This window comes from Streptomyces sp. NPDC002476 (genome assembly GCF_042889785.1).
GTDB lineage: Bacteria > Actinomycetota > Actinomycetes > Streptomycetales > Streptomycetaceae > Streptomyces.
In genome coordinates, this window is the sequence record NZ_JBIARH010000015.1 from 1 (window position 1) to 20179 (window position 20179).

Annotated in this window: 22 protein-coding genes and 1 pseudogene; 10 read left to right on the top strand and 13 right to left on the bottom strand. The window is 70.9% G+C overall.

Annotated elements, in window-relative coordinates:
• Window positions 1-448 precede the first annotated feature (448 nt).
• Window positions 449-1042, bottom strand: coding sequence for a hypothetical protein (locus ACFYXM_RS18695; protein WP_389290557.1), 594 nt, complete (start codon window positions 1040-1042; stop codon window positions 449-451).
• A gap of 481 nt (window positions 1043-1523) precedes the next feature.
• On the opposite strand from ACFYXM_RS18695, the gene ACFYXM_RS18700 reads away from it, so the two are divergent.
• From ACFYXM_RS18700 to ACFYXM_RS18710, 3 genes are all read left to right on the top strand, one after another.
• Window positions 1524-3029: a glutamate-cysteine ligase family protein gene (locus ACFYXM_RS18700; RefSeq protein WP_389290559.1), complete on the top strand. Its 1506-nt coding sequence runs from the start codon at window positions 1524-1526 to the stop codon at window positions 3027-3029.
• Window positions 3026-3535, top strand: coding sequence for a hypothetical protein (locus tag ACFYXM_RS18705; protein ID WP_389290561.1), 510 nt, complete (start codon window positions 3026-3028; stop codon window positions 3533-3535). Before ACFYXM_RS18700 ends, ACFYXM_RS18705 begins: the two co-directional genes overlap by 4 nt.
• A gap of 162 nt (window positions 3536-3697) precedes the next feature.
• Window positions 3698-4477, top strand: coding sequence for a CPBP family intramembrane glutamic endopeptidase (locus ACFYXM_RS18710; RefSeq protein WP_389290563.1), 780 nt, complete (start codon window positions 3698-3700; stop codon window positions 4475-4477).
• Here the strand turns inward: ACFYXM_RS18710 and ACFYXM_RS18715 are convergent.
• The 3 genes from ACFYXM_RS18715 to ACFYXM_RS18725 all read right to left on the bottom strand — a co-directional run bounded on the left by ACFYXM_RS18715 (window position 4467) and on the right by ACFYXM_RS18725 (window position 6243).
• Window positions 4467-5285 (bottom strand): PhzF family phenazine biosynthesis protein, encoded by an 819-nt coding sequence (locus ACFYXM_RS18715; RefSeq protein WP_389290565.1) that lies wholly within the window; start codon window positions 5283-5285, stop codon window positions 4467-4469. The two genes, ACFYXM_RS18710 and ACFYXM_RS18715, sit on opposite strands and share 11 nt — an antisense overlap.
• Before the next feature lie 244 nt (window positions 5286-5529).
• On the bottom strand, window positions 5530-5961 hold the full coding sequence (locus tag ACFYXM_RS18720) for an SRPBCC family protein (RefSeq protein WP_389290567.1): 432 nt from the start codon (window positions 5959-5961) through the stop codon (window positions 5530-5532).
• Window positions 5962-6039: 78 nt separating this feature from the next.
• Complete coding sequence (locus ACFYXM_RS18725; RefSeq protein ID WP_389290569.1) at window positions 6040-6243, bottom strand: hypothetical protein; 204 nt, start codon at window positions 6241-6243, stop codon at window positions 6040-6042.
• Between the two features lie 246 nt (window positions 6244-6489).
• Between ACFYXM_RS18725 and ACFYXM_RS18730 the strand changes: the two genes are divergently transcribed.
• Entirely contained in the window at window positions 6490-7041 is a 552-nt protein-coding gene (locus ACFYXM_RS18730) for a Clp protease N-terminal domain-containing protein (protein WP_389290570.1), read from the top strand.
• A gap of 439 nt (window positions 7042-7480) precedes the next feature.
• Window positions 7481-8533, top strand: a complete 1053-nt coding sequence (locus tag ACFYXM_RS18735) for a DMT family transporter (protein ID WP_389290804.1) — start codon at window positions 7481-7483, stop codon at window positions 8531-8533.
• A 270-nt stretch (window positions 8534-8803) separates the two neighbouring features.
• On the opposite strand, the gene ACFYXM_RS18740 is transcribed toward ACFYXM_RS18735, so the two are convergent.
• Window positions 8804-9280: a pyridoxamine 5'-phosphate oxidase family protein gene (locus tag ACFYXM_RS18740; RefSeq protein WP_389290572.1), complete on the bottom strand. Its 477-nt coding sequence runs from the start codon at window positions 9278-9280 to the stop codon at window positions 8804-8806.
• A gap of 269 nt (window positions 9281-9549) precedes the next feature.
• Between ACFYXM_RS18740 and ACFYXM_RS18745 the strand changes: the two genes are divergently transcribed.
• A complete protein-coding gene (locus ACFYXM_RS18745) occupies window positions 9550-10158 on the top strand; it encodes a cysteine hydrolase (protein WP_389290806.1) in 609 nt (202 codons plus the stop codon).
• Between the two features lie 17 nt (window positions 10159-10175).
• Here ACFYXM_RS18745 and ACFYXM_RS18750 read toward each other — a convergent pair whose 3' ends face one another.
• Both ACFYXM_RS18750 and ACFYXM_RS18755 read right to left on the bottom strand, forming a co-directional pair.
• Window positions 10176-10649 (bottom strand): Rieske (2Fe-2S) protein, encoded by a 474-nt coding sequence (locus ACFYXM_RS18750; protein WP_389290573.1) that lies wholly within the window; start codon window positions 10647-10649, stop codon window positions 10176-10178.
• A 157-nt stretch (window positions 10650-10806) separates the two neighbouring features.
• On the bottom strand, window positions 10807-11457 hold the full coding sequence (locus ACFYXM_RS18755) for an ankyrin repeat domain-containing protein (protein ID WP_389290575.1): 651 nt from the start codon (window positions 11455-11457) through the stop codon (window positions 10807-10809).
• A 277-nt stretch (window positions 11458-11734) separates the two neighbouring features.
• Here ACFYXM_RS18755 and ACFYXM_RS18760 point away from each other — a divergent pair, with 277 nt between their 5' ends.
• Together ACFYXM_RS18760 and ACFYXM_RS18765 are read left to right on the top strand one after the other, a co-directional pair.
• On the top strand, window positions 11735-12085 hold the full coding sequence (locus ACFYXM_RS18760) for a PadR family transcriptional regulator (protein ID WP_389290808.1): 351 nt from the start codon (window positions 11735-11737) through the stop codon (window positions 12083-12085).
• Window positions 12086-12238: 153 nt separating this feature from the next.
• The gene (locus ACFYXM_RS18765; protein WP_389290826.1) at window positions 12239-12391 is read left to right on the top strand and encodes a hypothetical protein; all 153 of its coding nucleotides are present in this window, start codon (window positions 12239-12241) and stop codon (window positions 12389-12391) included.
• Here the strand turns inward: ACFYXM_RS18765 and ACFYXM_RS18770 are convergent.
• Window positions 12366-12729 (bottom strand): annotated as a pseudogene (locus ACFYXM_RS18770) (ferritin-like domain-containing protein); the annotation flags it as partial. The gene ACFYXM_RS18765 and the pseudogene ACFYXM_RS18770 overlap by 26 nt on opposite strands.
• 509 nt (window positions 12730-13238) lie before the next feature.
• On the bottom strand, window positions 13239-13496 hold the full coding sequence (locus tag ACFYXM_RS18775) for a L,D-transpeptidase (protein ID WP_389290576.1): 258 nt from the start codon (window positions 13494-13496) through the stop codon (window positions 13239-13241).
• Between the two features lie 9 nt (window positions 13497-13505).
• Here ACFYXM_RS18775 and ACFYXM_RS18780 point away from each other — a divergent pair, with 9 nt between their 5' ends.
• On the top strand, window positions 13506-13715 hold the full coding sequence (locus tag ACFYXM_RS18780; RefSeq protein WP_389290578.1) for a hypothetical protein: 210 nt from the start codon (window positions 13506-13508) through the stop codon (window positions 13713-13715).
• A gap of 77 nt (window positions 13716-13792) precedes the next feature.
• Complete coding sequence (locus tag ACFYXM_RS18785; protein WP_389290580.1) at window positions 13793-14395, top strand: hypothetical protein; 603 nt, start codon at window positions 13793-13795, stop codon at window positions 14393-14395.
• A 1075-nt stretch (window positions 14396-15470) separates the two neighbouring features.
• On the opposite strand, the gene ACFYXM_RS18790 is transcribed toward ACFYXM_RS18785, so the two are convergent.
• The 4 genes from ACFYXM_RS18790 to ACFYXM_RS18805 all read right to left on the bottom strand — a co-directional run bounded on the left by ACFYXM_RS18790 (window position 15471) and on the right by ACFYXM_RS18805 (window position 20152).
• Window positions 15471-15617 (bottom strand): hypothetical protein, encoded by a 147-nt coding sequence (locus tag ACFYXM_RS18790; RefSeq protein WP_389290581.1) that lies wholly within the window; start codon window positions 15615-15617, stop codon window positions 15471-15473.
• Between the two features lie 253 nt (window positions 15618-15870).
• Complete coding sequence (locus tag ACFYXM_RS18795; RefSeq protein WP_389290583.1) at window positions 15871-16320, bottom strand: hypothetical protein; 450 nt, start codon at window positions 16318-16320, stop codon at window positions 15871-15873.
• Window positions 16321-16440: 120 nt separating this feature from the next.
• Window positions 16441-18087, bottom strand: a complete 1647-nt coding sequence (locus ACFYXM_RS18800; protein ID WP_389290585.1) for an MFS transporter — start codon at window positions 18085-18087, stop codon at window positions 16441-16443.
• Between the two features lie 160 nt (window positions 18088-18247).
• A complete protein-coding gene (locus ACFYXM_RS18805; protein ID WP_389290587.1) occupies window positions 18248-20152 on the bottom strand; it encodes an amidohydrolase in 1905 nt (634 codons plus the stop codon).
• Window positions 20153-20179: the final 27 nt, after the last annotated feature.

Below are 20179 nucleotides of genomic sequence, written 5' to 3' on the forward strand. Positions count from 1 at the left end.
CGCATACATCCAGTATGCGGACGCCCCTCCGCCTTGCGATGCACCACATCCGACGCCGCGCGCTGGTCCGCCACGGATTACGGGACAGCCCTTAGTGCCGCTCCCGGCAACGTTTGCCCCGTCGCGTCGTCCGGCACTTCCCCGAGCTCTCGACTTCGTTCGAGCAGGGGAGGCCCCATCCGAGGGCTTCCGGCCGCCTTGCGATCGCACGCACCGGACGACGCTCCTTCCGGGCAAACCTTGCCGGTCACGGCACTAGTCCGGACGGGCGGATCGTGCCCCCACTCGGCGTCTCGCGTTTTCGGGGAACCCGTGGGTCCCGTGTTCCGCAGGTGCCGTCCGGGCGAGCCCTGGGGTGTACGAAGTCCTGGACCTGAGAAGCACCGCGCCCCGTCGCCGGGGGACACGGCGGCGGGGCACAGGGGGTGTGGCGACGGAGCGTTCGTCGTCAGGCGGGCGATCCGAGCAGCGGGCCTGGGCCCGGGGTGATCCGGCGGGTCATCAGGCGGAGCAGGTCGGTGACCCGGTGGGCTCGGTGCGCCGCGATGCCCGGCGGCGCGGGTGCCAGCGGCACCAGGAGGTCGGCGGGGGCGAGCGAGCCGCCGGAGGCATCGGCCTCGGGGTCGGCATGCAGCCACAGCGCCAGCATGTAGAGCGCGGGGACGGACAGCAGCCGCGGCTGGTAGCGCGGTGTCAGCGTCTCGGCCTGGCGCAGGGCGAGTTCGGTCGCCGGGACGTACGGGCCCTCGAAGAAGTGCGAGAAGGCCCAGCCGTCCGGCGTGAGCATGGTGTCCGCCGCGGCGACGGCCCGTCCCGAGTCGCGGATCAGGAACCGCCACCCGGCGAGTCGGGTGGCGGGGGCGACCCCGCCGGGCCCGATCCGGTCCAGCACATGGACGGGGAGCGGGAGTTCGGGGCTCATCGGCCCCTGGGCGGACCGGAGCGCGGGCGTGCGCGCCTCACGGACTGCGGTGGGTGAACCGAGTGCCGCGAGAACGCTGCGCAGAGCGGGCGCGGGGGCCGGGGGTACATGCAGCGGCATAGTGGGTCGCCTCTCACTTCGGAGACACGTTGATGCATGGGCGGGTGCAGACGTCGCTGTCGGCATACGGGGCCGGAGGGGCCGGTGACCGGACCGGTGCGTCAACTCTCCGCCTCGTCAGCAAAGTTTATACGACAGGTGTTCACGCAGTGTTTTCCCTAGCTGCCGAGGCTATTGCCGACAAGGCGGCATCGAGACTTTATTATGCGGTATTTTCTGTTGATTTGCCGTCAACGGCCCAGTCACTGCCAGGAGTTTCTCTCCGGGCGTGGACGGCTGAAACGAGCTGTTCTGTCAACGTGCTTCGAGAACGTAAACCGCACGCTCCGTCATGCCGAGGGAATGTGCCTCCGGCCGTAGCTCTCAGGTTACTGGGTGCGCGGCCTCCGGGAGGGCGTTGTGGATCACTGGCCTGGGCATTATCGACCGTGACGTGAGTGGCCTGGGCCGCGGGCTGCCCAATTGAGGGAGGGATACTTCGATGGGGGAGAAGGTCGTGGCGGGCACCCTTGGACTGTCCGATCGGCAGAGGTACCGGAGGAAGCTCCACCAGTGTCTGGAGGGTTTGGAGAGGCTGCTGGCGGAGCAAAGGTTCGACCGCCCCCGCAATCTCATGGGCATGGAGATCGAGCTGAACCTGGCCGGCGCCGACGGCATGCCGAGGATGATGAATGGAGAGGTGCTCCAGCGCATAGCGAGCCAGGATTTCCAGACGGAACTGGGGCTGTTCAATCTGGAAGTGAACATAGTCCCGCATCCTCTGCAGGGGCGTGTTTTCGATCAGCTCGCCGAAGAGCTCAGGACCGGCCTCGGATATGCTCACCGTAAGGCGGGCGAGGTCGATGCCGGGATCGTGATGATCGGAATTCTGCCCACGCTCGGGCGTGCGGATCTCGTGGCGTCCAACCTCTCGGAATCGGACCGCTACACACTGCTGAACGATCAAATCGTGGCCGCGCGGGGCGAGGATTTCTCGCTCGACATCCAGGGAGTGGAGCATCTGCTCTCCACAGCGACCTCGATCACCCCGGAGGCGGCCTGCACCTCGGTCCAGTTGCATCTGCAGGTGACCCCGGCCCGCTTCGCCGCCGTGTGGAACGCGGCCCAGGCCGTCGCCGGGGTGCAGATCGCCATCGGCGCCAACTCCCCCTTCCTGTTGGGCAGGGAGCTGTGGCGCGAGTCGCGGCCGCCGCTCTTCCAGCAGGCCACGGACGCCAGACCGCCCGAACTCCGCAACCAGGGGGTGCGGCCCCGGACCTGGTTCGGCGAACGGTGGGTGGCGTCTGCGTACGAACTCTTCCGGGAGAACCTGCGCTACTACCCCCCGCTGCTGCCGATCTGCGACGAGGAGGACCCGCTGGCGGTGCTGGACGCGGGCGGGGTGCCGGCGCTCCAGGAACTCGTGCTGCACAACGGCACGGTCTACCGGTGGAACCGGCCCGTGTACGGGGTGGCCGACGGCATCCCCCATCTGCGGGTGGAGAACCGGGTCCTGCCCGCCGGCCCCACCGTCACCGATGTGATCGCCAATGCCGCGCTGTACTACGGGCTCGTGCGGGCCCTCGCCGAGGAGTCCCGCCCGGTGTGGACCCGGCTGCCGTTCGCGGCGGCGGAGGAGAACTTCGACACCGCCTGCCGCCACGGCATCGACGCGGAGCTGATCTGGCCCCGTCCCGGTCGGTCGGGAGGGCTGACCCGGGTCCCGGCCGTCGAACTCCTCCGGGACGAACTGCTGCCGCTGGCCGCCGAGGGACTCGACGCCTGGAACATCGCGCCCGCCGACCGGGACCACTATCTCGGAGTCATCGAGGGGCGCTGCAGACGGCGGACGAACGGGGCGTCCTGGCAGACGGACACGTACCACCGGGCACGGGAGGCGGGACTGGAACGGCATGCGGCACTGGTCGCCACCACCCGCAGATACGCGGAACTGATGCGCGGCGGCGAGCCCGTGCACAGCTGGCCCACGGGCGTTCCCGCGATGTGACTCCGTCCTTCGGCACCGCGGCCACGGTCCCGGGGGAGGAGACGACGGAACTGCCCGGCGTGATCGGGACGCCGTCGCCCGAAGCCGCTGGCCCGGTCCAGCCGGAGATCGGGGTCGGGCAGCCGGATCCGGTGGTCCGGAGCGGCGGAACCGGCGGCGAGGGCATCGGCGACCTCGTACGACTCGCGAGCCACCACGCGTACGCACAGGCGGCGACCGTCGGACGTTGCACCGTCCTCGCGCGCCCGGCCGGCCACGGCACGGACGGCGGGGCCGATGTCCGGTGGGCCCATCAGGGAGAGGCGTACGGCGAGGTCCCGCAGGAGTCCGACGACAGCAGCCCGCCCCGCGCCACGACCGCCGTTCCCGCGGGCCACGGCGAGGACGAGCGCCGTCGCGATCGCGACGCCGCGCCGTCGGCGGCGCGGCGGGGCCTCCCCGCGTCCGTCGGCCGCGGAGCCGTCGGGCAAGCTGTGACGTCCCATGTCGGTGGTCCCCCTCCTTGAGGATGAAGAGGGAGGAGGGGGCCCACGCCATCACCGATGATGGCCGCCCCCGACCCGTCGCGCATGATCTTCGTACTCGCGTTCGAGACCCTGGCGGGACGGGCAGGGGAACGGGGCGTGAATGCACAACTCGAGGCAGGTGTACAGGTGGAGACGGGGTACATGGCCAGTTCTTTTCCCCGAGAGGAGCTGTCACGGCGGACCACGCGAACCGAGACGGTGCTTGTACTGGCTCTCTCGCTGGGCGCCAGCGGGGTGTCCGCCCTGATCAGCTTTGTCGGTTCCCTGACGAAACCAGGGGGCTTGAAGGAGCAGGCCGCGACACTCAACGGCTCGTACGCCCCGGGACGCCCCTGGCTGGATCTGGCCTGGCAGCTCTTCGGTGTCGCCACGGCCCTGGTGCCCGTCGCGCTCGTCGCCCATCTGCTGGTCAGGGAGGGCGCCGGGCTGCGTGCCCTCGGCTTCGACCGTACGCGGCCCTGGCAGGACCTGGGGCGCGGCACGGCGGTCGCGGCGGGTATCGGAAGCGCCGGGCTCGCCTTCTATCTGGTGGCGCGTGCCACCGGATTCAACCTCACCGTCGTTCCGGAGTCGTTGCCCGACGTGTGGTGGAAGTTCCCGGTCCTCATCCTGTCGGCACTCCAGAACTCCGTGCTGGAGGAAGTGATCGTCGTCGGCTATCTGCTGCGCAGACTCGATCAGTTGGGATGGTCGCCGACGGCGGCCCTGACGGCGAGTTCGGTGCTGCGCGGTTCGTACCACCTCTACCAGGGGATCGGCGGGTTCATCGGCAATATGGTGATGGGCGTGGTCTTCGTGCTGCTGTACCGGCGCTGGGGGCGGGTCGGTCCGCTGGTGGCCGCGCACGCGCTGCTCGACATCGGGGCCTTCGTCGGGTACGCGCTGCTGGCGGGCAAGGTGGGGTGGTTGCCTACGGCGTGAGCAGTTCGCCGTCGACGACGGTCACGGCCTTGCCGGTCAGCAGGGTGCGGTCGCCGCGCAACGAGGTGCGGACCAGGCCGGTGCGGGCGGAGGCTTGCAGTCCGGTCAGTTCGTCGCGGCCGAACCGCGCCGACCAGAAGGGGGCCAGCGCGGTGTGGGCGCTGCCGGTGACCGGGTCCTCGTCGATTCCGACGTTGGGGAAGAAGCCGCGGGAGACGAAGTCGTAGCCGCGCGAGGGGTCCTCGGCGGCGGCCGTGGCGATGACGCCCCGCCGGGAGAGTCCGGCCAGCGTCACGAGGTCCGGGGTCAGTGCCCGTACCGACGCCTCGTCGGCGAGCTCGACGAGCAGGTCGCCGACGTGTGCTCCGGTGTCGTGGACACGGACCGGCTCCGCGCCGAGTGCGGCGGCCAGCCCGGCGGGGGCGGCCGTGGGGGTGAGCGGGGCGGTGGGGAAGTCGAGCGTGATCGCGCCGTCCGGGTGGGTGGTCGTGGTGAGGATGCCGCACCGGGCGGCGAAGCGCACGGTTCCGCTCGCCGTTTTGGTGGTGTGCAGGACGTGGGCGGTGGCGAGGGTGGCGTGCCCGCACATGTCGACCTCGGTGGTCGGGGTGAACCAGCGCAGTTCCCAGTCGGCCGGCCCGCCCGGTGCCGCCGGGCGGGCGAACGCGGTCTCGGAGAGGTTCATCTCCATGGCGATCCGCTGGAACCACGTGGCGTCGGGTGCGGCATCGGCGTCCAGCAGCACGACTGCGGCGGGGTTGCCGGTGAAGGGGCGGTCGGTGAACGCGTCGACGATTCGGATCCTCATGGCGTGAACGTACGCGAGGCGGGCGGCCGTCGGCCAAGGCCAATCCGCGCCTGATGGCCCGACAGGTCCGGCCTTGGGCGCGGCCGGGCCGTACATCGGACGCCTTGGCGGGTGGAGCCGTGTCGTGCGTCGGGGGAGTCCGGACGTCCGGCGACCGGCCCCCGCCGGGACGGGGCCGGTGCGCGAAGGGCCGCGCGGTATGTCGCGGGCCTTCCGAGCGGCGTCGGCGTACGGGGTGCAGCCGTCAGGCGGTGACCAGCCCGTCCAGTTTGCGCAGCGACTCGACGAGCGCCGCGGTCGCCGAATCCTTGAGCTTGCCCGCCATCAGGGAGACTGCGGCCCCGGTGAACTCCCCGTCGATACGGACGGTGGTCGCCTCTCCGTCGGGCGCCAGGGAGTAGCGCATGGCCAGGCTGACCCCCATCGGTCCCTTGCCCCGGGTGGCCAGCAGACGCGCGGACTCCAGTTCCGTCACGGTCCACGTCACCTCGGCCGGGAAGCCCATGAGCTTCATGTTCTCCTCGTACGTGGCCGCGAGTTCGAGCGCGGCCGGGCCGCCCTTGGGGAAGCTCGTGTGGGTGGCGTTCCACTCGCCGTACGCGGTGAAGTCCGTCAGCCGGGCCCAGACCTTCTCGGCCGGTGCCTCGATGCGTGCCTCTGCGCTGACCTCGGCCATGCGACCACCCCTTCTCGACGGGTTACGGTGTCGCGGAACGTAGCCGCAGTGGCGTGAACATTCAATACTGATGAACCGTCAGTTCAGGGTGTCCCTGCCTTCCGCCCCCACGCGCCATATCGACGCGGCGTCGAAACGGTCGGAGGCGCGTGGGTGCGGGCCGTCGTCGTGGCAGTGGAACGCGGCCCAGAACAGGTCGGCGTGCAGGGCGTCCGCCGGTGCGTGGATCCGGTACACGTACTCCCGTCCGTCGAGTGCCGGCAGGGCGACCAGCCAGGACACGTCAGCAGACCCCTTCCGGCCGCCGTGCGGGTGTTGTCGCCGGTGGGACGTGGCCGGAGCGGTTCGCGGTTGCTCCGGGGCGGCGATGCAAGGCGGCGCACGCCGTTTCTCCGGATCGGGTTCCCGAGTGGCGAGATTTCATCCGCAAGGAGGAGGGATCGCTCTGGCGTGCCCACCTTGCGTGGGATGCCCACATGGGTCGCTCCGCCGATGATTTCCCCCCACTGGACTGATGGGGTAAGAGGTGTGCAAAACCGGACGCCGCGGATCCCTCACCAGCCCGCATCCAACCGTGCCGACCTCGACGCCGGACTCACCGTGGAGCTGGCCACCGTGGTGACGGGTGCCCGCAGACGCGCGCTGCGCGACGGTGACCGGCACATCGACACGGCGCATCTGCTGCATTCCCTCATTGAATCGGACCCCGAGGTGCGAGCGGCCCTCGACGAGGGGCCACAACTGGCCAAGGTGCTCGGCTATCTCGTCCAGCGCAGCATCGGGTACGGGCTGCGCTGGCAGGGCTCGGTGGAGGACTCCGGCGCCGTTCCGGTGGTCACCGCCCCCGGGCCGGGCCGGCGCGATTCGGGAGTGGCGGGCTGGTCGCCCTCGGCCGCCTCGGCCATGGCGGAGGCCGGCGAGCGTGCGCGGCGGCGCGGGGACGTGCGAGCCGGGGGTCTCGACCTGCTGACGGCCCTGGCCATGGACCACGAATGCCGGGCCGTCGAGGTGCTGGAGCGAGCGGGTGTGGACGCCGATCGGCTGGCGGCCCGCATCGTCCGGGCGACGTGCCAGGAGTGACCGCCGCCGGTGTTCGCGCGACGCGTGCCGATGCCCGAGTCGGCGCACGGCCGATGGCAACCCGCGCCCGACGTCCGGCAGGTGACGAGGAACCGGGACGGCGCGCCGGTCCGGCGCGGCGACGCGGATGACGCGGCAACGCGGTCGGTTCGCACGATTCCGTACGGCTCGCCAAGGGCTGTCCCGTAATCCCTGGCGGGCGCGCGACGACAGCTGCGGCACCTCGCCGCATTGTTGGAACATCCGCATACGTCCAGTATGCGGACGCCCCTCCGCCTTGCGATGCACCACATCCGACGCCGCGCGCTGGTCCGCCACGGATTACGGGACAGCCCTTAAGGGTGCCCGGTCCGGGGCCCCGGCCGCGGGCGGACGGAGGTACCAGCGGTCAGGGGTCATCGGGATGACGCTCCTGACAGGCGCCTGTCATGATGTGCCGATGTACGCGTCACGAGCAAGAAGCGGCCTGGGACTCGCCCTGGTCTCGGCGTTCGCCTTCGGTGGTTCAGGGGTCGCGGCCAAGCCGCTCATCGAGGCCGGCGTCGATCCGCTCCACGTGGTCTGGCTGCGGGTGGCGGGCGCCGCTCTCGTCATGCTGCCCGTCGCCTGGCGCCACCGTGCTCTGCTGCGCAACCGTCCGGTCCTCCTCCTCGGGTTCGGGCTGCTGGCCGTCGCGGGTGTGCAGGCGTGCTATTTCGCCGCCATCTCCCGCATCCCCGTCGGAGTGGCGCTGCTGGTGGAGTACCTGGCGCCCGCGCTCGTCCTCGGATGGGTCCGCTTCGTCCAGCGCCGCCCGGTCACCCGGCGCGCCGCGCTCGGCGTGGTGCTCGCCGTCGGCGGGCTCGCCTGCGTCGTCGAGGTCTGGTCGGGGCTGAGCTTCGACGCGATCGGACTGCTGCTCGCACTCGGCGCGGCGTGCTGCCAGGTCGGCTACTTCGTCCTGTCGGACCAGGGGAGCGCGGACAGGGAGCAGGGCGTCGAGCCGCCGAACCCGGTCGGCGTCATCGCGTACGGACTCCTGATCGGCGCGCTCGTCCTCACCGCCGTCGCACGCCCCTGGAACATGGACTGGGCGATCCTCGGCGGCAGCGCGGGCATGGACGGCACGGATGTCCCCGCCTGGCTGCTGCTCGCCTGGATCGTGCTCGTCGCGACCGTGCTCGCCTATGTCACCGGGGTGGTCTCGGTACGGCTGCTCTCCCCGGCGGTCGCGGGCGTCGTCGCCTGTCTGGAGGCGGTCATCGCCACCGTGCTGGCCTGGGTGATGCTCGGCGAACACCTGTCGGCCCCGCAGCTTCTCGGAGGCGCCGTGGTGCTGGCCGGGTCACTGATCGCCCAGTCCGCCACGCCCAGGACGCCCTCCGGGCCGGTCGCCTCCGGTCCGGGCGAGGGCCGGGCCGTGACCGGTCGGCGTGACGGGCGGGCCGCAGGTCCGGGCAGCGGCTTCGCGACCGCCGAGACGCCGTTGTCCACCGGCCGCACCACGTCCTAAGGGCTGTCCCGTATTCCGTGGTGGACCGGCGTACGGCGTCGGATGTGGTGCATCGCAAGGCGGAGGGGCATTCGCATACTGGACGTATGCGGACGTTCCGAGAACGCGGCGAGGCGCCGCAGCTGTCGTCGCGCGCCCGCCAGGGATTACGGGACAGCCCTTGGGGCCTTCCGGCAACGCGGCGAGCGTGCGTGCCACGCCCCGCGAGCCCAGATCACAACTCCAGACAGGCCCTTGGGCATCGGGCCGGGCCGTCCGGTGCGGGAGCGCTCAGGCCGTGCGCGGCGCCGCGAGCTTCCGGAAGTCCCAGGAGGTGACGGCCTGAGGGGTGAGCCGCAGCCAGGCGTGCCGGCCGTCGTGCGGCATCGCGTCCGTCCCGAAGTACTTCCGGGCGAACAGGCGCTCCGGTCCGTCGAGTTCGGGGCAGGGGGCACCGGTGCGGGGTGCCTCGCCGACGGGAACGGCCCTGCCGGAGAGCTCGACGCCGCGGAGTTCCCCGTACTCCGCCCCGTCGTCCACGACCACCGCGATCCTCGGGTCGGTGCGCAACTGCGACCAGCGCAGGCTGCGGGTGATCGAATACAGCCAGAGCGACGTGCCGTCCCAGGCGAACCACAGGGCTCCGACGTGCGGGCGGCCGTCCGACGACACCGTGGCGACCCGGCAGGTGCGCTGCTCGGCGAGGTAGGTGTCGCGTTCCGTCCCGGTCATCATGATCCGGCGGCCCCGTCGCTGCGAAACGGTCATGGAGCGCCTCCCGTTCTCCGACTACCTGACTAGATGTCAGAAATCATGGAGTCTCTTCCTTCCTCGCGCAATGGCGGCTAGCCTCCGCGCCCGGACCGTCGGCGAAGGAGCCGGTTCGCACGCCGACGGCACCCGTTCCGTACCGATGTCCCGCCACCGACAGAGCCGATCCTTCACCGAAAGGACCTGCCGTGCCGTCGAGGGAACAACCCGCCGCACAGCTCACCGGGCAGCTCGCCGGACTGCTCGATCCGGTCACCTGCGCGCTCATGACGGTCGAATGCCAGCAGGGCGTCGTGGGACCCGGCAGCGCACTGCCCGAACTGGCCGAGGAGGCCAGATCGTCCGGAATGCTCGACCGCGTCGCCCGGCTGGTCGAGGCCGCTCACGAGGCCGGGGTCCAGGTGATGCACGCGGTGGCCGAGCGCCGCCCCGACGGGCGGGGCGCCAACACGAACGCCCGTCTGTTCCGGGCCACCCGCCGCTTGCCCGTGCAGCAGCACCCGGGCACCGCGGCGGTCCGGATCGCCGGGCCTGTCGAGGTCAGGGACGAGGACCTCGTCGTGCGGCGGCTGCACGGTCTCTCGCCGATCGCCGGAACGGACGCGGACGCCCTGCTCCGCAACCTCGGCTGCCGGACACTCGTCGTCACCGGTGTCTCGGCCAATGTGGCCGTCCCCAACGCCGTGTTCGATGCGGTGAACCTCGGATACACGGTGGTGGTGCCCTCCGATGCCATCGCGGGGGTGCCGGCCGACTACACCCCCGCGATGATCCGTCACACGCTCGCCCTCGTCGCCACCGTCACGACCACCGACGCCGTGCTCGACGCCTGGCGGAGCGACGGGCGCGACGGTGACCGGCACGGGGGCCGGTGACGGCGTTCCTCCCGGTGTCAGGAAGCGAGCGTGATCGTGCCGTTCTCGACCTTGATCTGTCGGGCGGGCAGCGCCTGCGTGGCCGGCCCCGACGTCACCTCGCCCGTCGCGACATCGAACGTACTGTTGTGGCAGGGGCAGTTGATGGTGCCGTCCGACACGCTCGACACGGTGCATCCCTGGTGGGTGCACTTCGAGGAGAACGCCTTGAAGTCACCGGCCTTGGGCTGTGTCACCACCACGTCCCGGTCGGCGAAGATCTTGCCGCCGCCCTGCGGGATGTCGGCCGTCTTCGCCAGGACGTCCTTGCCGCTGTCCTTCGTGGCGATGCTCCCCGCGGGCGTGGTCGGACCGGACGCCGGCTCCACCTCCGCCTGTGCCTCCTCCTTGCTGCCGCATGCGGCGAGTACGGCGGCCACCGAAGCGGCTCCGACCGCTGTGACGACGCTCCGACGGCCGGGGCCGACCTCGTGTTCCTGCGACGTGCTCACGCCGGTTCTCCTTCCGCGACAGTCGCGGCCGCCGGTGCTCGCGACTTCTTCCTGATGGCTGGTGTGGGATGCCCGGGCGTACGGCGGGAGAGCCGCGTCTTCCAGGGCCCGGGACCTCGTCGTCATCGGCACATACGGGCGTCGGCATGAGCGGGCGTCACCGATCGGCGGCGCGGAAGGGTGGTGAATCGGCGTGCGGCCCACCGGAATTACTCCGGATGGCCGAGGGCGGGCTCGTTGGGCCCAATGGGGTTCGCCCAGCGGCCGGTCGGCCGGTGCCCGCGCGGGCGGCCCGACACCAAGGGCGGCCGGTGGCGTGTGCGAGGCTGCTCGGGTGCCGGCTCCCCGTGCCAGCGGCATTTCCACCGCTCGGGGGACGTGCGCAGCGCACCGCGTCGTGCAGCGGGGTGTTGCCGTGGTTGTCGACGGCGTCGACGGGCGCGCCGTGGTCGAGCATGAAGGCATGCACCGACGGTGCCGCGGTGCAGTAGTGCGAGAACGACTCGCCCCTGGCGGGGTGGCGCGGCACGTCCGCACGGGCACCGTGCCCGACGAGGAGCCGCAGCATCTCCAGCGAGCGGTCCACCACGGCCTGCGGATCGGAGTCCTGGGCGGCCGCGGCCCACGCGGCGGGCGTGGAGCCGTGTGGGTCGACCGCGTGCATGTCCGCGCCGGCCTCCCGCAGCGCCTGGACGATCTGCGGGGACGGCAGAGGGCCGTCGCCGCTCCGGGGAAGCGCGACCGACCGGTGCGGAGGGGTGGCCCCCGCCTCGTCACGGGCCGAGGGGTCGGCGCCGCCGGCGATCAACGCACGGACCTCGGTGGCCCGTTGGGCGTCGCCCCCGTCGGTGGTGGGGCGACGGCGGTAAAGAGGGAGCTGTTCTTCGCATCGCTCATGGGCCGGGCTCTACGATCCCCCACTGACCGCAGGTCCCGCGAGCGGCCCCCGAAACGCTCGGAATCAGGGCGTCCGCTTCTCGTGGTGCGGAGCACGTGCCGCGCGCACCCCACGCGGGTCGGCCGGATACCCGAGCGGCCCGGCCGTGCGACGTGGCCGAAGAGCATGCATCGTAAGCCGATATATGATGATCAGTGTGACGACAAGACAATCGACTCTGACCGAGCCGCAGTACTTCATCCTCGTCGCGCTCATGGACGGGCCGCTGCACGGATACGGCATCGTCAAGGCCGCCGAACGGGCCACCGGCGGACGGCTCAGGATCGCTGTCGGAACCCTCTACGGCGCGCTGGAGCGGATGGAGCGGTCCGGGCTGATCGCGACCGACCGGGAGGAGGTCGTGGACGGCCGGGCGCGGCGCTACTACCGGCTCACCCACGACGGCGCCGAGGCGCTCGGCCGGGAGGCACAGCGGATGCAGCGGGCGGCCGCCGCCGTCATCGGACGTTCGGCGAGGCTCGGGACGGCCGGGACGTGAACCGTCTGCTGCCCGCCGCCTGCCCCCGGGTCCTGCGTGCCCGGCAGGGGCAGGAGGTGCTCGCCTGCCCGGCCGATGCGTAATCCGGCTGCTCGTGGCCCCCGCCGCGGGAGGTCGTCGCGCCGGTGCGCGCTGGTGCCCAGGCCCGGGTACGTGCCTGTCGCCGACGACACGGCACGGCCGTGGTGGGTGGACGGGATCCACCTCGCCGCCCTCGCCCTGGTCCCGTACCTCCAGGACCTGTGCGACTGGGAGCCGCGCATCGACCCCTGCCGGCATCGTCCGGCGGACGTGGCACCGATGTGATCTCGGTGGCGTGCAGGGGGTCCCCGATCGCGACACCGCCCAGGCTCTGCACCCACTTGGCGAGCAGGACGACCAGCTCCGGCTGCCGGTTCGCGTGCGTGTCGAGCAGCGGGTGCAACGGGTAGAAGGTCGCACCCCGCACGAGCCGGCATTGCTTCTTGTACAGGGCGTGGAGCATCTGGGTGTCCGCCAGGATCTTGTTCAGCCGCCGGCAGGAGTACAGACGTGTATCGGCGGAGAGCCCGATGGGGAACTGCGTCGGTGCCGAACTCCTGGATGACCGAACCCCGCTGGTGCAACCAGGGCTGGCCCGAACCCGCGCTCTTGCGCTTCTCCACTTGCTGGGACTCTACCGTCTGCCTCCAGCTCGACTGTCGCGGTACCGGGGCGGGCCACCGGCCGGGCGGGCCCCTTCGCAGGACCGGAGCGGGGGACCTGGGCCGCTCGCGGAGCCCGGCAGCGGGTGACCGCCCGGGCGGCCGTCCGCCCGCCGGCGTGATCCGGGCCCGGTACCGCACGGCCGCCCGCGGCCGGCAGCACTCCCGCGTACGACACGGGGAGGTCGTCCGTGCGTCCCGTTGACCTGGTTGCCGGAAATATCGGCCGGGCCACCGGGCCGACCGAAGCCTGATCTGCATGATGAGAACCATGGACGAGACACGGACGCTCACCGAGGACGAGATGAACGATCTCCTCAGCGATGAGGACCGGGACACCGGAGAGGAGGACGACGCGTACGAATGGGTCCGGTGAACACGCCCGGCATCCGGGCAGGTCCGGACCGGGCCGTGGGACCGGGACCGGCCCGGGCGGTGCGACGGGCCCCGGTCATGGACGCGCTTCCTCGTCAGGTGCTGGGCCTGCGACCCCGGACGTACACCTGATCACCGATCCCCAGCCGGTCCCACAGCGTCTTCGCGTGCTCCAGCCGCAGATTGACGCATCCGGCCGAACCGCCCCTGTCGGACGGGTCGTCGTACCGGCCGTGGATCGCCTGGCCGCCGTCGAAGTACTTGGCGGCTTCGCCCCGGCCGGACAGCCCGGTGACAGCACCACCTGCACCGGCACCTACCGGGTGACCGAGGCCGATGCCAGGAACGGCCACGTCACCGACATGGCTTTCGCCATGGCGGAGAACGGCACCGTCAGCTCGAACCAGGACACGGCACGGCCCGCATCGTCGTCAAGAAGAAGCCGTAAGAAGAAGCCGTGCGAGAGCAAGCCCTGCCCCAAGCCGCCGAAGCCGTGTCACGACAAGCACTGTCTCTGTTTTAAGTTGAAGCCCGAACCCTGCCACGACAAGGGCGGCTGCACGGTGAAGTGACGCGCATTCACCTGTGCTGAGGCAGGAGACCCGCGTCCGTCCCGCCGATGTCGGTGGTGGCCGCTACGGTCGTCGGCATGGAACAAGAACGTGCCGAACGAATCTCCCCGCTGCCGGGACGGGACGGCCATGTCGGCGGCATCGAGTCGCTCACGCTCGACGGTCGGCGCCACTATTTCGGGTTCGACCACAGCAGCGATGTCGTCCTCTCGCCGCTGATCGACGACCCGGACGCAATGGCGGCCTTCGCGAGCGCGCACATGCGACAGACCACCGGTACGCACGACGCGGCGTACTGGGCGGATCTGGTCGCCTGCGCCGCCGAGGACTCGGCCCTGGCGGAGGACGCCGAGCGCGAGTTCACCACCGAGGGGCTGCGTGGTCGGCTGCCGGCCCCGGGAAGCCATCTGCTCTACCTCCTGGGCGCGGCCACCGAATGGGTCGACTGGTTCGACGAGTCACCGCAGGCGAAAGGCGCCTGCGAGCGGCTGGGGCTGGACGAGTCGGACCCGGAGTTCATCGACCAGTGCCTGGACGCGGTCCGGGAACACGGGACCCGGGCCCGGCCCGACGAGTGGATGGTGGTCAGCTTCCATCTCGGCGCGGCGACACGCCATCTGCCGGGCAACTGGGAGACGTTGTTCGCTCCGCTCGCGGAGTGCGTCGCGCACCACGAGTGAGCCGTCCTCACGGAATGAGCCCGCTCCGCGTGCCGGATGGTGCGCCGGACCACGCGGTGGCGTGGGTCCCGGGGCGCGCACTCGGGCTCCCGGGCCGCGTGCCGGGGCCCATGGACGCGGTCCCGGTGTGCGAGACGGGCCCGCGCCGAAGCGCGGGCCGGCCTCTTGCTGGGGGATGAAGTCGAGGGGCCGTCAGTAGCGTCCGCCGTGCCCGTGCCCGTGTCCGCGGCCGTGCCCGTGTCCGTGGCCGTGCCCGTGTCCGTGGCCTCGGTCGCCTCCGCGTCCGAAGCCTCGGCCGCGTCCGCCGTAGTCCCTGTCCCCATGGCCGAAGATGCTCTGAATCTTCATCTTCGCCTCCTTCGTCGGATCTTGAGGGTGCCGCTCCTTGCTTCTCCAGCGGCACTACCCACGCTACGACGACCCTCTACGGCCAACAACTCGTGGGAGCCGCAACCCGGGTCGGGATTCTTGGCAGCCCGCGATTTCTCGGATTTGCTTCCCGACTTCTGCCGTCGGAGAATTCGTTTTCCTTCTGACGTCCGAGTGAATCGGCATTTCTGACGATCGAGCTGGAAAAGCCGCGTCGCCGCCCGTTCGGCGTTCCGGTGAACGGGCGGCGACGGTGCGGTCACATCTCTCGGACCTGTTCGGACGAGGGGACGCGATCTGTATTCCCCCTCAGGGGAATATGACCACGCGGCCCCGTGCTCCGTTCGTGAGGGCGACATAGGCATCCTTACCGTTCTCCAGGCCGTATCGGCCGGTGACGGAAAACGGCCGGAAACTCCCTCGGTCGAAGAACGGGCTGAGCGGGTCGAGGCGTGCGCCTGCGGGGCGCCGCCGAGCGCGACGAAGGCGTCGACGGATGACGCGGTGGGCGTGTCGTCGGCCGGCCGGACCCGGTCCATGCCGATGGCGCGGGCGCCTAAGGGCTGTCCCGTAATCCATGGTGGATCAGCGTGCGGCGTCGGATGTGGTGCATCGCAAGGCGGAGGGGCGTCCGCATACCGGATGTATGCGGACGTTCCGACAATGCGGCGAGGTGCCGCAGCCGTCGTCGCGCGCCCGCCAGGGATTACGGGACAGCCCTTAGGGTGCGGCCGATCTGGGCCACGGCGCCGCCGCCCCTGCCGGAGACGCCGAACACCGCGAGGGATTCCCACGCGGTCAGCCGTGCTGCCTCGACGGCGCCGAGCCGGCCGACGACGAAGTCGACCCCCACGACCGACGCCTCCTCGAAACTCGGCCGTTCGGGGAAGGGGCGTTCCCTCCATCCGGCCGGCCACGTTCTTCAGGCCCGAGGGATTCACCGAAGCGGATCTGGCGGCGACGACCGCTTCGCAGTGACGCCGTGCCACGAGGTCGGGGACGTCGGTGACGTGCAGGACATCGGGATATCCGAAACAACTGAAACGCAGAGCACGCATCACGAGTCTTTCCAGGAAAAACTCAACTGGTCAACGGGGTGCGGGGTGTTACAAAAACGGGAACGGGGCCCCGCCCAATTCTGGAAGGAATCCAGTGCAAACGGCGGTGGGGTGCAGTCGTTTCAGGTCATTGATTTCGTGCGGAACTCTTTTGTTTGAACGTGGGGACTTTTTTCCTGGTGTCAGGTCCGAACGGTCGGTTCCGCGGGGCCGTTCGTCCTTCACGCCGGGGAAGACGCCGAAGCGCCACATGGCGAGGGAAAGCGCGGGATCGATGTGCCCGCCGGAGATCCGTCCGGGCCGGCTGAGGATCAGCCCGACGAGGAGCAGACCGACCGCCGCCCCGACGATCAACAGCTTGAGGCGGACCCCGGGAACCGCACCGGAGAGCGCGGAGGGGCCCATGACCCAGCGCACGACCGTGGTGACACCGAAGAGCAGCACGAAGGTCAGAAGGCATTCGAGAGCGCTGCACCCCGCGATGGCCGACGGCGTCATGGGGCCCTTTCCCGGTGGGGCCGGCGGGGCCGATGCGCTGGACGAGGCGGGGTCGGTGGTCATGACCGCGATCACCTCCGGACGGCGTGGGCGACGAGGCGTTGGGGGCGGTGTGCGGGGTCAGGACGGAGATCTCTTGCGGGCGGGCAGGTAGTGGGTGACCTTGAAGGGGTGGTCGGGGTCCACCAGGGACCGCGCGCGCTCCTCGGTCTCCCGGTCGAAGCCGGTGAGACGGCCGCTGTGCTGTTGCAGGTGCTCCTTCCAGGAGGCCACCAGGAAGACCTCCAGGTACGTGTCGGGATCGGTGCCGTCCCGGTAGAGGCCCCAGCTCACCGCGCCGGTGCGCAGCCGTGAGCGGCCCATGGCCTGCATCGACTCGACGAAGAGATCGGCGTTGTGGGCCGGTACGACGTACTCGACGGTGACGAGGACCTGTTCGTCGTCCTCCGCGGGCTCCAGCACCATGGTCGGAGCAGCCCAGTGCATCGAGACCGAACGGTCCAGCGGCGAGTCGGGTACGGCGAGCACCAGCCCCGCCGACGACGCGGCCGCGAGCACGGCGGCGGCGATCAGCAGGGTCGGCACCAGGCCGACCCCGTCGGCGACCTTGCCCCAGACGGCGGCACCGATCGCCATTCCGCCCTGGAAGACGGTCAGGTAGAAGGCCAGGGCCCGCGCCCGCACCCAGCCGGGCGTCGTCACCTGCATCTGGGCGTTGAGCATGGACAGCACGCCCACCCAGGCGACCCCGGAGAACACCAGGACCAGACCGGCGACCCAGGAGACGCGTACCACCGCCAGCAGCGCCAGGGTCACCGCGAACAGGAGCCCTCCGGTGGTCAGCGCGGCATTGCTCGACCAGCGTCTGCGCACCTGTGGCAGGAGGGCGGCCCCGAGGACCGCGCCCACCCCGACCGCTCCGAGGAGCAGACCGTAGCCCCCGGCCCCCATGCCCAGCCGCTGCCGCGCGACCACCGGGAGCAGGGCCCACAGGGCGGCGGCACAGGGAACGAACAGCAGCGACCGGCCGAGCACCCGGCGCACCCTGGGCGCGTTCCGCACGTAGCGGTTCCCTGCCCTCAGGGCCGGGAGGATCCGTTCGGCCCCCATCGGGTCGGGCTCGGCCCGGCGATTCCAGGTCGCGAGCGCGCCCAGGGTGACGAGGAACGACGCCGCGTTGACGGCGAACACCGTGGCGGTGCCGGCCAGCGCCACCACCAGGCCGCCGAGGGCCGGACCGACGGCCCGGGCGAGGTTCATGTTCACGCCGCCGAGGGCCGCGGCGGAGGGGATCTGCTCCCTCGGCACGAGCTCCGGCTGGATGGCCTGCCACGCCGGGTTCATCAGGGCGCTGCCGCATCCGAGCACGAAGGTCAGGGCCAGAACGCCGTAGGAGTCCATCCGCCCCAGGGCGGTCAGCGCGGCGAGCAGCCCGGCGGCCGTGAACATCAGGACCTGGGAGGCCAGCAGCAGCTTGCGGCGGTCGACGATGTCCGCCAGGGCGCCGGCGGGGATGCCGAGCAGGAGGACGGGCAGGCCGGCCGCCGTCTGGACGAGGGCGATCAGCCCGGCCGCCCCCGATTCCCGGGTGATCAGCCACTGCGCGCCGACCGTCTGCATCCAGCCGCCTACGTTGGAGACGAACTGCGCGATCCACAGGGTCCGGAAGACACGCAGCCGCAGGGGCTGCCAGGTCGACACGGCGGTGGAGTCCGGAGCGGGCGGTTTCGCGCCGGTCGTCGTACCACCGTCCCCAGAAGGTGTCATCCGTTGTCGCTCCCTGCATGGGTATGGGGTGAGGCCGACGGCGGGTCCGGTGCTCCGTTCCCCCGAGCACCGGACCCGCGGTCCGGCCTCGGTTTCCGGACAGCGTGGCGCGGGCGTAGACGACTCCGACCCCATATGCCCCGGCGTGTCCGCGGGTCCGCTACAGGACGAAACAGGCGTCGAAGATCTCGGAGGGGCGGGTGCCGTCCTGCGCGAAGCCCTGGGTGATCCGCCACTGCCGGTGCTCCTCGGACTCGGCCACGGCCTCGACCAGCGCCTGCGCCTGCCGCACACCGGAGGGCGGGGTCGGCGCCACCGTCCGGTGGTAGCCGCCGAAGCAGGCGACCGGGCTCCAGGTCGGCTCCACGCCGGGCAGCGGAGCGGCGAGACCCTCGAACTCCCCGGCCGCGTAGACGATGCGGCCGCCGACGACGGTCAGCAGCGACTCGATGTGGGAGATGTCCTCCTCCGGCACCGAGAAGAAGTCCTCGGACAGCACCGCCAGGTCGGCGTAGTGACCCTCCTTGAGGATCCCCTTGACGTCGCTCTCACCGCTGAGTTCGGCACCGGCCACGGTGTACATGTGGAGCGCGGTGGCGCGGTCGATCCGGTTCTCCGGGGACGCCAGCTGCTGCCCGCCGATACTGCGTCCGCGCACCAGCCACTCCAGGGACAGCCAGGGGTTGTAGCTGGAGACCCGGGTGGCGTCGGTGCCGGCGGCGACCGTCAGGCCGGAGTCGAGCATCTGGCGGATCGGGGGAGTGTTGGCGGTGCGCGCGGCCCCGTAGCGTTCGCTGAACGCGCTTCCCTGGAACATCATGCGGTTCTGGATGGACAGCGCGCCGCCCATCCGCGCGATCCGGTCGAGGCCGGCCTCGGACACGGTCTCGGCGTGGTCGAAGAACCACGGCACACCACGGGGGAAACCGCCGTCCGCCGCGACCTTGGCGAAGACGTCGAGGTTGGCGCGGATCGTCTCGTCGTAGGTGGCGTGCAGCCGGAAGCCCCAGCTGTTGTCGAGCAACAGGCGTACGGCCGCCTCGAGTTCACTGTCCGCCTGATCGGGGCGGGTAGGCCGGGGCTCGGTGAAGTTCTCGTAGTCCGCGGGCGACCAGGCGAGGTTCTCCCCCGCTCCGTTCAGCCGTAGCCACTCGTCGCCGTCCCCGGGGCGCACCATGCCGATCCACCGCCGCAGGTCGTCCAGTTCCTGCCCGGCGGTCTGCGGGAAGAGGTGGTAGGCGATCCGCATGGTCAGCAGGCCCTGTTCGGCGAGCTTCATCACGGCCCCGTAGTTCTCGGGGAAGTTCTGGAAGCCGCCGCCCGCGTCGATGGCGCTCGTCAGTCCGAGCCGGTTCAGCTCGTGCAGGAAGTGCCGGGTGGAGCCGATCTGTTCGTCGTCCGACAGCTTCGGTCCCTTGCCGAGCGTGGCGTACAGGAGCCCCGCGGCCGGGGCGGCCAGCAGCATGCCCGTGGGCTCTCCCGAGTGGTCGCGGACGATCTGGCCCCCGGGAGGCGCCACGGAGTCCTTGGTGAAGCCGACCGCCTTCACCGCGGCATGGTTGAGGATGGCCGACTGGTACAGGTGCAGCACGAACACCGGGGTGTCGGGGGCGGCGGCGTTCAGCTCCGACACGGTGGGCAGCCGCCGCTCGGCGAACTGCTCGCCGGTCCAGCCGCCCACCACCCGCACCCATTGGCCCTTGGGCGTGCGCGCGGCCTGCTCGCGCAGCATCCACAGACCGGTGCGCAGCGAGGGGACGCCGTCCCAGCGCAGCTCCAGCAGGTAGTTCAAACCACCGCGGATCACGTGCAGATGGGAGTCGTTGAGTCCTGGAACGATCCGGCGGTTGAGGGCGTCGACCACCCGGGTCCGCTGTCCCACGAAGGGAGCGACGTCCGAGTCGTCGCCCATCGCGGTGATACGGCCGTCGCATACGGCGAGGGCCGAGACGGCGGGGCGTGCGCGGTCCCCGGTGAACACACGGCCGTTACGGACGATCAGGTCGGCCGGTTCCCGTGCGTCGGGGGCGGGGGAAACGCCGTCCACTGGCATGACGTTGATCATGAGAACGCTCCATGGCCCCGGGGCCGG